Source organism: Nonomuraea sp. SYSU D8015 (genome assembly GCF_008065375.1).
Lineage (GTDB): Bacteria > Actinomycetota > Actinomycetes > Streptosporangiales > Streptosporangiaceae > Nonomuraea.
Genome location: NZ_VJYI01000001.1, coordinates 1,073,813 through 1,086,547 on the forward strand (window position 1 = coordinate 1,073,813; position 12,735 = coordinate 1,086,547).

The 12,735-nt window shown below is 71.5% G+C and carries 9 protein-coding genes; 7 read left to right on the forward strand and 2 right to left on the reverse strand.

The annotated features are described in order from the left end of the window. Positions 1-148: 148 nt before the first annotated feature. Positions 149-1,189 (reverse strand): TrmB family transcriptional regulator, encoded by a 1,041-nt coding sequence (locus ID574_RS07055; RefSeq protein WP_188187884.1) that lies wholly within the window; start codon positions 1,187-1,189, stop codon positions 149-151. Between the two features lie 91 nt (positions 1,190-1,280). Between ID574_RS07055 and ID574_RS07060 the strand changes: the two genes are divergently transcribed. Beyond that, positions 1,281-4,619 carry a S8 family serine peptidase gene (locus ID574_RS07060; protein WP_188187885.1) on the forward strand — a complete coding sequence of 1,113 codons (3,339 nt, stop codon included), beginning with the start codon at positions 1,281-1,283 and terminating at the stop codon, positions 4,617-4,619. A gap of 69 nt (positions 4,620-4,688) precedes the next feature. Here ID574_RS07060 and ID574_RS07065 read toward each other — a convergent pair whose 3' ends face one another. Next, positions 4,689-5,093, reverse strand: a complete 405-nt coding sequence (locus ID574_RS07065) for a nitroreductase family deazaflavin-dependent oxidoreductase (RefSeq protein WP_188187886.1) — start codon at positions 5,091-5,093, stop codon at positions 4,689-4,691. Positions 5,094-5,236: 143 nt separating this feature from the next. Here ID574_RS07065 and ID574_RS07070 point away from each other — a divergent pair, with 143 nt between their 5' ends. The 6 genes from ID574_RS07070 to ID574_RS07095 all read left to right on the forward strand — a co-directional run bounded on the left by ID574_RS07070 (position 5,237) and on the right by ID574_RS07095 (position 12,683). Further along, positions 5,237-6,280 carry a LacI family DNA-binding transcriptional regulator gene (locus ID574_RS07070; protein WP_188187887.1) on the forward strand — a complete coding sequence of 348 codons (1,044 nt, stop codon included), beginning with the start codon at positions 5,237-5,239 and terminating at the stop codon, positions 6,278-6,280. A gap of 76 nt (positions 6,281-6,356) precedes the next feature. Next, positions 6,357-7,625, forward strand: coding sequence for a sugar ABC transporter substrate-binding protein (locus ID574_RS07075; RefSeq protein ID WP_223166435.1), 1,269 nt, complete (start codon positions 6,357-6,359; stop codon positions 7,623-7,625). After that, complete coding sequence (locus tag ID574_RS07080) at positions 7,622-8,542, forward strand: carbohydrate ABC transporter permease (RefSeq protein ID WP_223166436.1); 921 nt, start codon at positions 7,622-7,624, stop codon at positions 8,540-8,542. The genes ID574_RS07075 and ID574_RS07080 overlap by 4 nt, the downstream gene beginning before the upstream one ends. Continuing rightward, positions 8,539-9,360, forward strand: coding sequence for a carbohydrate ABC transporter permease (locus tag ID574_RS07085; protein ID WP_188187888.1), 822 nt, complete (start codon positions 8,539-8,541; stop codon positions 9,358-9,360). The genes ID574_RS07080 and ID574_RS07085 overlap by 4 nt, the downstream gene beginning before the upstream one ends. Positions 9,361-9,370: 10 nt before the next feature. Beyond that, positions 9,371-10,876: a glucoamylase family protein gene (locus ID574_RS07090; RefSeq protein ID WP_188187889.1), complete on the forward strand. Its 1,506-nt coding sequence runs from the start codon at positions 9,371-9,373 to the stop codon at positions 10,874-10,876. A gap of 16 nt (positions 10,877-10,892) precedes the next feature. After that, on the forward strand, positions 10,893-12,683 hold the full coding sequence (locus tag ID574_RS07095) for a GH39 family glycosyl hydrolase (RefSeq protein ID WP_188187890.1): 1,791 nt from the start codon (positions 10,893-10,895) through the stop codon (positions 12,681-12,683). Positions 12,684-12,735: the final 52 nt, after the last annotated feature.

A 12,735-nucleotide genomic window follows, 5' to 3' on the forward strand; every position in this document is an offset into this window, starting at 1 on the left:
CGCCCATGGGGCCGGATCGAGAGGACAGGAGCCGGCCGCCCGACGTCGGGCCGGTACGGGGCGGCGGGGCCGGCGACGGCGCGCGTGGGGAGCGGCCGGGGTGGCTGCCGGGCGTCGGGGCCGGTTCAGGGGCCGGGGAGTGGGGTGCTCAGACGAGGCCGCGGCGGCTGGCCTGGGCGCCTGCCTGGAAGCGCGTCTCGGCGTTCAGCTCGTCCAGGAGGTGGCGCAGGCGGCGGCGGAGGCTGCGCGGGCTGGTGCCGAGCTGGCGGGCGATGGCGTCGTCCTTGAGCCCGGCCGCCAGCAGCGCCAGCAGCCGGCGATCCTCCGCACCGAGCCCCGCCGCCCCGGGCGTCTCTCCGACCGGCTCCAGCGGGCCCGGCTCCTCCCCGGCGGGTTCCGGCGCGGAGCCGGGCTCCCGCCACAGCTCCGGCCGCACCGGCAGCGCCTCCCGCCACAGCCGCTCGAACAGCTCCACGAGCGCCACCACCATGGTGGACCCCTGGATCAGCACGCCACGCGTGAGCGGCGGGTCCATGTGCAGCGGCATGACGGCCCGCCACCGGTCGACGATCGCCATCTTGAACGGCAGCTCGGGCAGGATCCGCGCCTCCTCGCCCGCCTTGATCAGGCTGCCCACCTCGTCGAACGCCCCCGCGTGGTCGAACGCCCCCGGCGTGTAGATGGTCCGGTACCGGACGCCGTTGCGGAGCAGCCCGGTCTGCAGCGGGTTGTGGTAGTCCAGCACGTACGGGGGCCGGTCGAAGGTCAGCACCTCCTCCTTGGCCTCCTGCTGCAGCCGGACGTACCACCGCGCCTGCTCCTCGGGTCCCGCCAGGACCTCGAACTGGCCGCCCTCCCCGGGGTCCTGGCCGACGGTGCGGAAGGCGGCCTCGAGTTCGTCGGCGGTGTCGGTGAGCCGCTCCAGCTCGCTCTGGAGGCCGCGCACCAGTGAGCGGATCGCGGTCCCCGGGTTCGTCGCGGTCCAGCGCGGCGAACGCCCCCACAGTCGGCTGACCAGCCCTTTGGCGCGGAGTCTGCTCAGCGAGGACTGGATGCGCCCCGCGCTCTCCCCGCTCCGCATGACGAGCTCCTGAACGGTGATGCCGGGACAGGCCAGCACCCCGCGATAGATCCGCTCGTCGAAGGCGCTGATCCCCACGACCTCCAGCGCGCGGCCGTCCTCAAGCATGCCCACGATCTTGGCCACTTCCGGCAGTTGCCGCAATAGGCCACACCAACCACCTTGTCACCAAATTTCACAGACAATTAGAAAGCACGATGTGCTCCAGAGAATCACCCTCCTGGGTGTCGTGATAGCGGCCGTCGTGACGGCCGCCACGCCGTCCCACGCGGACCCCACCCCACCCCCGTCCACCACGGCGACCCCGAACCCGGCCCGACCGGAGAAACCGGCCGGGCCGCCGAAGACGATCACCCTCGTCACCGGCGACAAGGTCACTCTCCGCGCCCTCCCCGGCAAGCAGACCCAGCTCACCGTCAAGCCGGGCCCCGGCAGAGAGAAGGTCTCGTTCGTTCACCGCCGGGGCGAGGACGGGCTCAGCGTCGTCCCCACGGACGCCATGCCCCTTCTGGCCGCCGGCCGGCTCGACCCGCGTCTGTTCAACGTCACCCGGCTCGCCGCACTCGGGTACGACGACGCGAGCAGCCCGTCGCTCCCGCTGATCGTGACGTACCCCGGCCAGGCCGGCGCCGCCACGCTGCGCGCCGCGGGCGGACGCCCGCTGCCCGCGATCAACGGGGTCGCGCGGAGCGAGGCGCGCGCCGATGCCGGCGCGCTGTGGAAGACCCTGACGGGCCAGGCCAGGACGGCGGCGGACGCGCCCGAGAAGATCTGGCTGGACGGCAAGGCCAGGCTCTCCCTCGACGTCAGCGTCCCGCACATCGGCGCGCCGCAGGCCTGGGCGGCCGGTCACACGGGCGAGGGCGTCTCCGTCGCGGTGCTCGACACCGGCTACGACCCCGCCCACCCCGACCTCCAAGGCCTGGTCGCCGAGTCACGGAACTTCACCGACGAGCCCGACGTCCGCGACCTCAACGGCCACGGCACCCACGTCGCCACCACCATCGCCGGCTCCGGCGCCGCCTCGGGCGGCAGGTACAAGGGCGTCGCCCCCGGCGCCAGGCTGCTGATCGGCAAGGTCTGCGTGCAGAGCGGATACTGCCCCAACTCGGCCATCATCGAGGCCATGACCTGGGCGGCGGAGAACGGCGCCCGCGTCGCCAACCTGAGCCTCGGCGAGCCCGACTCGCCGGGCGAGGACCCGGTGGAGCAGGCCGTCAACAGCCTGTCGGAGAAGTACGGCACGTTGTTCGTCATCGCGTCCGGCAACGACGGCCCCCAGACGGTCGGCTCGCCGAGCACCGCCGACCGGGCGCTCTCGGTCGGCGCCTCCCACCGCGACGACGACACGGTCGCGGAGTTCAGCGGCACGGGCCCGCGCCAGGGCGACGGCGCGGTCAAGCCCGACCTGATCGCGCCCGGCGTGAACATCGTCGCGGCCAAGGCCCAGGGCACCGGCGCCCCGGACGGCGAGCCGTACACGACGATGAGCGGCACGTCCATGGCCACGCCGCACGTGGCCGGAGCCGCGGCGATCGTCGCGGGCAGGCACCCGGAATGGAAGGCGGACCGGATCAAGGCGGCGCTGATGGCCTCCACATCGCCCGGCGACGAGCTGGGCGCCTACGTTCAGGGCGCCGGCCGCGTGGACGTCGCGCGCGCCGTCTCCCAGCAGATCACGGCCGAGCCCGCCACGCTGAGCATGGGAGAGGTCGAGCTGCCCAGCACCGCGCCGCGGGAGCGGACGCTCACCTACCGGAACGACGGAGACGCGGCCGTCCGGCTGGACCTCAGCGTGGTCGCCAAGGACGGCGAGGGCGCGACCGTGACGCCGTTCAAACTCGGCGCCACGGCGGTGGAGGTGCCCGCGCGCGGCACCGCCCAGGTCAAGGTGACCGCCGAGCCGGGCCGGGTCGGCGTGTTCAGCGGCACGGTCGTCGCCAGGAACGCCGACGTCTCCGTACGCACCGGCATCGGCATGAGGGTCGAGCCGGAGAAGCGCGCGGTCAGGCTCGGCTTCACCGGCACGGACGGGCGGCCGGCCCAGGCCGCCCTCGCCGGAGTGATCGACCTCGACGCCAAGGACCAGCGCAACTACGACATCTCCGGCGGCGCGCTGGACCTCCGGCTGCTCAAGGGCCACCGCTACACCGTCGTCACCCTCATGCTGGACAGCGACGGCGCCATGGTGATGGCCGCCGATCCGGAGTTCACCCTCGACGCCGACCGCGTCGTCGCCGCCGACGCCCGCAAGGCCAGGGCCGTGGATGTGCGTACGGACGAGCCCACCGCCCGGTTGGCCATCGGCATGCTGGGCATGCTCCAGCTCGCCGACGGCGTGCAGCCGATGGGTGTGGACGTCGACCTGGCCGGCATGTGGGGCGCGGACCGCCTCCAGGGCATCAAAGCCATCCCCACGGCCCGGACGGCGAGCAAGAACTTCGCCTTCTACCGGTGGACGCAGTGGGCCAGGCCGAAGGGCGACGGCTCCTACGACGACAGTCCGTACTTCTACCACTTCATGAAGGCCGAGCCGCGCATCCCCGCCGACCCCGGCTACCGCCCGCGCCGCCGAGACCTCGCCGAGGTCACCTCCACCTACGCCGCGCAGCACGACGCCAAGCTGGGCGAGCACCTCGCGCTGCCGGTGCTGTACGGGACGGAGCTGGCCTGGATGCCGTACATCGGCGTCTCCCGGTTCACCCTGCCGTTCCGCAGGACCGAGTACTACACGCCCGCCGACACCGGCTGGTACCCGTCCTTCGTGCAGTACCGGACGCCGCCGGACGGATGGAACGACACCCACCAGTTCTTCTTCGGCGACACCACCCTCTACCGGGCCGGCGAGAAGAGCACCGACCGCTGGAACACCGGCGTCTTCGCGGCCGCGCTCGCCCCCGACGGCGACCTCAACTGGCGCGAGGAGAACACGCTGCAGTTCGCGGCCGGCCTGTTCGACGACGGCACGCCCGACCGCCTCTCCTTCGCCGAGTACACGACCCCGCAGGCCAAGCTCTACCGCGACGGCAAGGAGATCTTCGCCGCCGACTACCTGCCGGGCACGGTGGGCGTGCCCGCGGAGGGGAAGGCGAGCGAATACCGGCTCACCATGACCGCCGGCCGCGACCCGGGCCAGACCAAGGTCTCCACGCGGGTCAGCGCCGAGTGGAGGTTCAGGTCGAAGTCGGCCGAACCAGGCCGGCGGCAGGTGCTGCCGCTGCTGGCCGTCAAGATCAGCCCCGAGCTGGACGACCGCAACCGGGCCGCCGCGGGCCACCTGCGCATCCCGCTGCGCGTCCAGCGCCAGGACGGCTCTCCCGACCTGCCGCTGCGCCGGCTCACCCTGGAGATCTCCTACGACGACGGCCGCACCTGGCTGCCCACGCTGGTGCACCCGTCGGGCAGGCACATGTGGGCCGCGGAGACGTGGCACCCGGCCGCCGCCCGCGGCGCCTTCGTCTCGCTGCGCGTCAACGCCGCCGACACCGGCGGCAACGGGTTCAGCGAGACCGTGATCAGGGCCTATCAGGTCAAATGAGGTCGTGAGGGCCCCGTCGCGCCGTGACCGGCCGCGGCGGGGCCCTTCGCGTTATCTGGCGGGTTCGTGCTATCTGCTGGGTTCGAGCACGACGACCGGGATCTGCCGGTCGGTCTTCTGCTGGTAGGTGTCGTAGTCGGGCCACGCCCGGGCCATCACCCGCCACATCTCCGGTTTCTCGTCATCGGTCGCCGTGCGCGCGCGGGCCTTGAACCGGTCTCCCTTCACCTGGACCTCGACGTCGGGATGGGCCACGAGGTTCTTGTACCAGTCCGGGTGGTCGGGAGCACCTCCGTAGGAGGCCACGACCAGGTAGTCGTCACCGTGGCGCTGGTAGATCAGCGGCGTGGTGTACGCCTTGCCCGAGTTGCGGCCCTTGGTGGTGAGAAGGAGGACGGTGGTGTTGTTCCACTCGTGTCCCTCCGCCCCGTCGGTCTCCTGGTAGCGCCGGACATGTTCCTTTCCGAAGAGCATGCTGATCAGCTACCCACGGTCGGCGTGACCTCACCGTTACGCGGCGAGGTCTGTACGAGAAGTTGACAAGCCTGGCACACTGCATTTGTGTAAGCGCTTTCAGCACGCAATCATGAAAGCGCTTACACCAATCAGGGAGCAGCATGGACGTGACCATCTACGAGGTCGCCAAGCGGGCCGGCGTGTCGATCGCGACCGTGTCCAGGGCCCTGCGCGGCACCGGCCCCGTGGCGGCCAAGACGCGGGACAAGGTGCTCAAGGCCGTCGAGGAGCTCAACTTCACGCCCAGCCGCCTCGGCGTCAGCCTCGCCGAGGGCAGGCACGCCGCCAACGGCGTCGTCTTCCCCGACCTCGCCGGCCCCTACTACACCCAGGTCCTGCTCGGCTACGAGGAGGTCGCCGCCGAGCTCGGGCGCTCGGTCGTCATCCTGTCGACCAAGGGCCGCACCCGGGTCAACGACCTCATCAAGGACTTGGCGGGGAGGGTCGACGGCATGCTGATCTTCGGCCACGCCGCCCCCGACCCGCTGGTCGCCGAACTGGTGCGGCTCGGCGTGCGGCTGGTCTTCGTCTCCCGAGACCCGCTGCCCGGCGCCGACACGATCCGCAGCGAGAACGCCGCCTCGGCGCGGGCGCTGGCCGAGCACCTGGCCGGCCACGGCTACGAGCGCTTCGCCTTCCTCGGCGCGCCTCTGACCAGCGGCGACGACGTGGACGAGCGCTGGCGGGGCGTGCGGGCGGTGCTCGGTGGCGCCATCGAGGCCGTGGCCACCCGGGAGTACACCGTGGACTGCGGCTTCGACGCGGCCAAGAAGCTCCTCAAGGGCAAGAGACCCGAGGCGATCGTCTGCTCCGACGACGAGGTGGCGCTGGGGGCGCTGCTCGCCGCCGAGGAGCTCGGCCTCGACGTGCCCGGCGACCTGGCGGTCACCGGCTGGGACGACATCATGGCCGCCCGCCACGCCCGGCCGGCGCTGACCACCGTACGCCAGCCGATGCGCGAGCTCGGCGCCCGCGCCGCCCGCGCGCTCGACGAGCTGATCACCGGCGTCCGGGACACCCCGCGCCACCTCGTCCTGACCACCGAGCTGGTCGTCCGCTCCAGTTGCGGCGCCCACCCGCCGTCCGCCGAGCGCCCCGCATCCCCAGCACTCTCCGGCGGGCCCCGGCCGCTCCGCGACCCCTAGCCCTCAGCGCTCCGCGCGTCCGGCGACAGGCCCGGGAGCGCGGGGACCCGGCTCTCCACCCCCAGGAGGTAAGCAAGTGAACACGATCGACAGGTGCGCCGCCGTCGGCGGCCTGCTGGCCCTCGCGATCCTGGCCGCGGGCTGCGGCCGCGGCGCCGGCCAGGCGCCCGAGCAGGCGCAGAACGTCACGACCGGCAAGGTGACGGGGGAGGTCACGGTCTGGGCGATGGGCGAGGAGGGCAAGGCGCTCGGCGCGTTCGCCAAGGACTTCGAGAGCGCCAACCCCGGCGTGAAGGTCGACGTCACGGCCATCGGATGGGACGTGGCGCACGACAAGATCACCGCCGCCATCGCCGGCAGCGCCACACCGGACGTCAGCATGATCGGCTCGACCTGGTCGGGAGAGCTCGCCAAGACCGGCGCGCTCGACCCGACGCCGCCCAACCTGGTCGACAAGGCCGCGTTCTTCCCCGGCGCGTGGCAGACGGTCGAGGTCGGCGGCACGGCGTACGGCGTTCCCTGGTACGTCGAGACCCGCGTCCTCTACTACCGCACCGACCAGGCGAAGAAGGCCGGCGTCGAGCCGCCGGAGACGTGGCAGGAGTTCCTCGGCTTCGCCAAGGCGCTGAAGGACAAGGGCGGCGCCACCAAGGGCTTCCAGCAGAGCTACACCCTCGGCGCCTCCTGGCAGGAGGTGCTGCCGCTGATCTGGCAGGCCGGCGGCGAGATCGTCAAGGACGGGAAGTACACCTTCGACACCCCCGAGGCCCTGACCGCGCTCAAGCACTACGAGTCGATGTTCACGCAGAAACTCGCCCCGACCGACCTGCCGGAGAACGCCTTCCCGCAGAGCTTCGTCAAGGGCCAGGTCGGCGGCTTCTTCTCCGGCCCGTGGATGATCGGCGTGCTCAACAACGACGGCGGCCCCGAGTTCAAGGACAAGTTCGACGTCGCGCCCTACCCCAAGGGGCCCGTCTCGGCCACCAGCTTCGTCGGCGGGTCCGCCATGGCCGTGTTCAAGAAGGCGAAGAACCGCGACGCGGCCTGGAAGTTCCTGCAGTGGCTGAGCGAGCCGAAGGTGCAGGCCAAGTGGTACACCACGGTCAAGGCCCTGCCCGCCGTGCAGGCCGCCTGGCGGGAGCCCGAGCTGACCGGCGACGAGCAGCTGGCCGTCTTCGGCGAGCAGCTCAAGGACGCCAAGACGCCGCCGCCGTTCCCGACGTGGGAGCAGGTGGCGAAGGTCCTGGAGGCGGAGCTGGAGAAGCTGGCGCGCGGCCGCCAGACCCCCGAGCAGACGGCCAAGGCCATCCAGTCCCAGGCCGACACCATCGGGACGGGTCTGTGAGCCTGGCGGTCCCCGCGCACCGCGCGAGGGCGGCCGTCCGGTTCGCGGTGCGCCGGAGCTGGATCGGCTGGATGTTCATCCTGCCGTTCGTGGTGCTGTTCGCGGTGTTCTACCTGGGGCCGCTGCTCGTCGGCATCGGCATGAGCTTCACCGACATGCGCAGCACCGACGTGGCCGACCCCCTCGCGGTCGACGTCGTCGGCGTCGACAACTACCTGCGGCTCATGAACGACGGCGCCATGCGCAGGGCGGCGGTCAACACCGTCGTGTTCGTGGTCACGGCGCTGCCGCTGACCATCGGGCTCGGCCTGGCCGCCGCCGTCCTGCTCAACTCGGGGATCGCCCGCCTGCCGGCCGCGTTCTTCCGCCTCGGCTACTACCTGCCGAACATCACCAGCATCATCGGCATCGCCGTGGCCTGGAAGTTCCTGCTGGAGCCGGAGGCCGGGCTGGTCAACCGGCTGCTGGAGCTCGTCGGGATCCAGGGGCCCAACTGGCTGCAGAGCGAGAGCACCGCCCTGCCGTCGATCATCGTCATGACGGCCTGGCGCAGCTTCGGCTTCAACATGGTCGTGCTGCTGGCGGCCCTCCAGACCATCCCGAAGGAGCTGTACGAGGCCGCCGAGGTGGACGGCGCCGGACGGTGGGCCCGCTTCCGCTCGGTGACCGTGCCCGCGCTCCGCCCGGTGCTGCTGTTCTGCACCGTCTACAGCTCGGTCGGCTTCATGCAGTTCCTGGAGGAGCCGCTGGTCATGACCCGCGGCGGCCCGCTCAACTCCACGCTGTCGGCGTCGCTGGCCATCTTCAACCAGTTCGGCGTCGGCAACTACGGCTACGCCGGGGCCGCCTCGACGGTGCTGTTCACGGTGATCGTGGCGCTGGCCGTGCTGCAGCTGAGACTCGGGAGGAGACGGTGAGAAGGACCCGCCGCCAGCACGCGATCGTCTACGCCGGGCTCACGCTCGGCCTGGCGCTGGTCATCGGGCCGTTCGTGTGGACGGCGCTCAGCTCGTTCAAGCCCGAGCGGGAGATCAGGCGCGACCCGCCGACGTTCTGGCCCGAGACCTGGACGCTCGACAACTTCGCCGAGTTGTTCGACCGGGTCGACCTCGGCACCGCCTTCGCCAACAGCGTGATCATCGCGCTCGTGCTGGTGGCGACCAACCTGCTGTTCTGCTCCATGGTCGGCTACGCCTTCGCCAAGCTGGACTTCCGCGGCAAGAACGTGGCCTTCGCGCTGGTGCTGGTGCAGCTCGCGATCCCGGCGATCGTGGTGATGATGCCGCAGTTCGTGCTCATCGCGAAGCTCGGCATGGTCAACACGTTCATCGGGATCATCCTGCCGACCGTGGTGACGCCGCTGGGCGTGTTCATGATGCGGCAGTTCATCGCCGACCTGCCCGACGAGCTCATCCACGCGGCCCGGGTGGACGGCGCCGGGGAGTTCCGGATCTTCTTCACGATCATCCTGCCGCTGTGCGGGCCGCCGCTGGCCACGCTGGCGCTCATCACGTTCCTCGGCTCGTGGAACAACTTCCTGTGGCCGGCCGTGGTCGCGCAGAGCGAGCAGATGTACACCCTTCCGGTCGCGCTCAACATCCTCAACGGCAACGAGGGCACCCACTACAACCTGCTGGTCGCCGGCTCGGTCGTGGTGATCGCCCCGATCCTGTTCCTCTTCGTGTTCCTGCAGCGCTACTTCATCCAGGGCATCGCCACCACCGGCCTCAAATAGAGGAGCCCCCATGCGAAAGATAGTTCTGTCCGGTTTAGTCGTGCTGGCCCTGACGGTTCCGGCCACCCCGGCCCAGGGGGACAGCACCCTGCATCGCTACGCCAAGGACACCTGGCGGTCGATGGACGCCATGGTCGAGCCCGCCACCGGCGTGCCCGCCGACAAGGTGACCGGCGACCTCAAGACGCGGGCCAAGGTCACCTCGCCCACCAACATCGGCACGTACGTGTGGAGCACGCTCGTCGCCCGCGACCTGAGCCTGATCACGGGCCGCGACGCCACCGCCCGGATCGGCCGGGTCCTCACGGCGCTGGAGAAACTCGAGCGCCACGCCCCCACCGGCCAGTACTACAACTGGTACGACCCGGCCACCCTCCAGCTCATCCGCAGCTGGCCGGAGACCGGCGAACCGGTCCGTCTGTTCGCCTCCAGCGTGGACAACGCCTGGCTGGCCGCGGCCCTCATGATGGTCAGGAACGCCGTCCCGGCCCACACCGCCCGCGCCGACCGCCTGGCGAACTCGATGAACTTCAAGTCCTACTACGACCCGGCGGCCCGCCCCGACGCCGGCACCGGCCTGCTGCGCGGCGGCTTCTGGCCGGAGCGGCCGCCGGGGCCCGACGACTGCTTCGTCGAGAGCGACTACGCCGGCACCGGCACGACCGTCTACTCCACCTGCCACCATTACGGCGCGCCCGCCGAGACCCGCATCGGCCAGTACGTCGGCATCGCGCTCGGCCAGATCCCGCGCGAGAGCTACTTCGGCCCGTACCGCACCTTCCCCGACAACGGCTGCGACTTCGGCTGGCAGGAGCAGAAGCCGGTCGGGTCGTGGAAGCGGTACCTCGGCGTGAACGTGTGGGAGGGCACGTACGGCTACCGCGGCATGCGTTTCGTCCCCAACTGGGGCGGCTCGATGTTCGAGGCCCTCATGCCCGACCTGGTCGTCCCCGAGGCGAAATGGGCGCCGCGCAGCTGGGGCCGCAACCACCCGGTGTTCGTCAAGGCCCAGATCGAGCACGGCCTGAAGGAGGCCGAGTACGGCTACTGGGGCTTCTCCCCGTCCAACGACCCGCACGGCGGCTACCGCGTGTACGGCGTGGACCCGCTCGGCATGGACGAGCCCGGCTACACCTCCGACCGCGAGGAGACCAAGGTCGACTACGGCTACGAGGGCTGCCGCCCCGCACAGCCGGAGCCCGCGGCCTACGGCGACGGCGTGGTGACGCCGCACGCGAGCTTCCTGGCGCTGCCGTACGCGCGGGGCGCGGCCATGGACAACCTGGCCAAGCTGCGCCGCGACTTCGACGCCTACGGCCCCGGCGGCTTCTACGACGCGATCGCCGTCCGCTCCGGCGTCGTGTCAGCGTGGTACCTGGCGCTCGACCAGGGCATGGTCATGGCCGCCCTCGGCAACGTGCTCACGGGCGGCAACCTGCACCGCTACTTCGCAGGCTCCGGCGTGGAGGCCAAGCTCCGCCCGGTGATGCGGCTCGAGGAATGGGATGTCGGATGAATCGGGGAACCTCTTGATGAACACACCTGCCCACCGCGACTGGCAGGACCGCATCGGCCAGGCCTCCGGTGAGATCACCCCGGCCGCGCGGCCCGCCCTGGAGGCCCCCACGGGCCTGCGGGCGGTCCCGGGCGGCGGTGCGGTGACGCTCACCTGGGACCCTGTCCCGGGCGCCATCGGCTACCTGGTGCACCGGGACGGCGTGCCGGTCGGGCAGCCGGACGTGGACGTGCCCGCCGTCCCGTCCTGCCGGTACGTCGACACCGGCTACGGGCCGGCGGCCTACGCGGTGGCGGCGCTCTCCGCCATGGACGCGATCGGCCCCCTGTCCGCGGCCGTCCACGCGGCGCCCGCCGCCACCCGGGGCGAGGTGTCGCTGCGGGTCGACGCGTCGCGGGTCACGCGGCCGCTCCCGAGGCCGTGGACGTCCATGGTGGGCTCGGAGCACCTGTCGTACCTGCTCGAAACCGGCGAGACCGGCGGCAGGCCGATCGGCGCGGAGCTCACCGAGGCGCTGCGGATCATGCGTGACGAGCTCGGCGTCGAGACGGTCAGAGCGCACGGCATCCTCTGCGACGACCTGGGCGTCTACAAGGAAGGGGACGTCTACGACTTCAGCGGCGTGGACGCGGTCTACGACACGGTCGTCGGCCTCGGCCTGCGCCCGATCGTCGAGCTCGGCTTCATGCCGCGCGACCTGGCCGCCGACCCCTCCAAGACCGTCTTCGCGTACGAGGCGATCGTCTCGCCGCCCAAGGACTACGAGGCGTGGGGCGACCTGGTGCGGGCGCTGGTCGAGCACCTGGCGGAGCGGTACGGGATCCATGAGCTGGTCGACCACTGGGCCTTCGAGGTGTGGAACGAGCCCAACCTCGCCGTCTTCTGGTCCGGCACGCCGGAGGAGTACTTCCTCCTCTATGACGTCACCGCCGCGGCCGTGAAGAACGTGCACCCCGGCCTGCGCGTCGGCGGCCCCGCCTCGGCCGCGAACGGCTGGGTCGAGGAGCTGCTCGCCCACGTCGCCGAGTCCGGCGCGGCACTCGACTTCCTGTCCACGCACACGTACGGCAACGCCCCCCTCGACTGGCGCCCCGCCCTGGACCGCTACCACCGGGACGTTCCCATCTGGTGGACCGAGTGGGGGCCCACGCCCACCCACTTCCACGGCGTCGGCGACGGGCCGTTCGGGGCGGCGTTCGTGCTGCACGGCATGAAGTCGGCCGCGGGCCGGATCGCCGCACTGTCGCACTGGGTGGCCTCCGACCACTTCGAGGAGCTCGGCCGCCCGCCGCGGCTGTTCCACGGCGGCTTCGGCCTCCTCACCGTCGGCAACCTGCGCAAGCCCCGCTTCCACGCGCTCTCCCTCGCCGCCCGCCTGGGCGACCACGAGCTGCCCGCCACGTCGGACGGGGACGTGGCGGGCGTGGAGGCGTGGGCGGCCAGGCACGACGACGGCCGGATCGGCGTGCTCGTCTGGAACGGCACGCTCAACCACACCCAGGCGGCCGGCGCGCCTGAGCTGGCCCGCACGATCACCCTCACCGTCGGCGGCCTGGACGGCGACCGCTGGACGCTCACCCACCACCGCATCGACGGCGACCACTCCAACATCGAGGCCGTCTGGCAGGCCATGGGAGGCGGCGACTGGCCGGCGGGCGAACAGTGGGACAAGCTCCACTCCGCCAACACCGTCGACGAGCTCCACCCGCCCGTGACGGTCACCGGCGACACGGCCACACTCCGCTTCGACCTGCCCATGCCCGGCGTGTCCTTCATCGAGGCGACACCGGTCCGGACAGGGCCCTGAGAGCCGTGGGCAACCACATGCTCGCATAGCCAGCGCCCCCAACAGTTCATAC

Excerpts from the sequence above, each read along its gene's own strand:
- ID574_RS07055 (WP_188187884.1), bottom strand. The coding sequence starts at position 1,189 with ATGCTTGAGGACGGCCGCGCGCTGGAGGTCGTGGGGATCAGCGCCTTC.
- ID574_RS07065 (WP_188187886.1), bottom strand. The coding sequence starts at position 5,093 with ATGCTCTTCGGAAAGGAACATGTCCGGCGCTACCAGGAGACCGACGGG.
- ID574_RS07070 (WP_188187887.1), top strand. The coding sequence starts at position 5,237 with ATGGACGTGACCATCTACGAGGTCGCCAAGCGGGCCGGCGTGTCGATC.
- ID574_RS07090 (WP_188187889.1), top strand. The coding sequence starts at position 9,371 with ATGCGAAAGATAGTTCTGTCCGGTTTAGTCGTGCTGGCCCTGACGGTT.
- ID574_RS07095 (WP_188187890.1), top strand. The coding sequence starts at position 10,893 with ATGAACACACCTGCCCACCGCGACTGGCAGGACCGCATCGGCCAGGCC.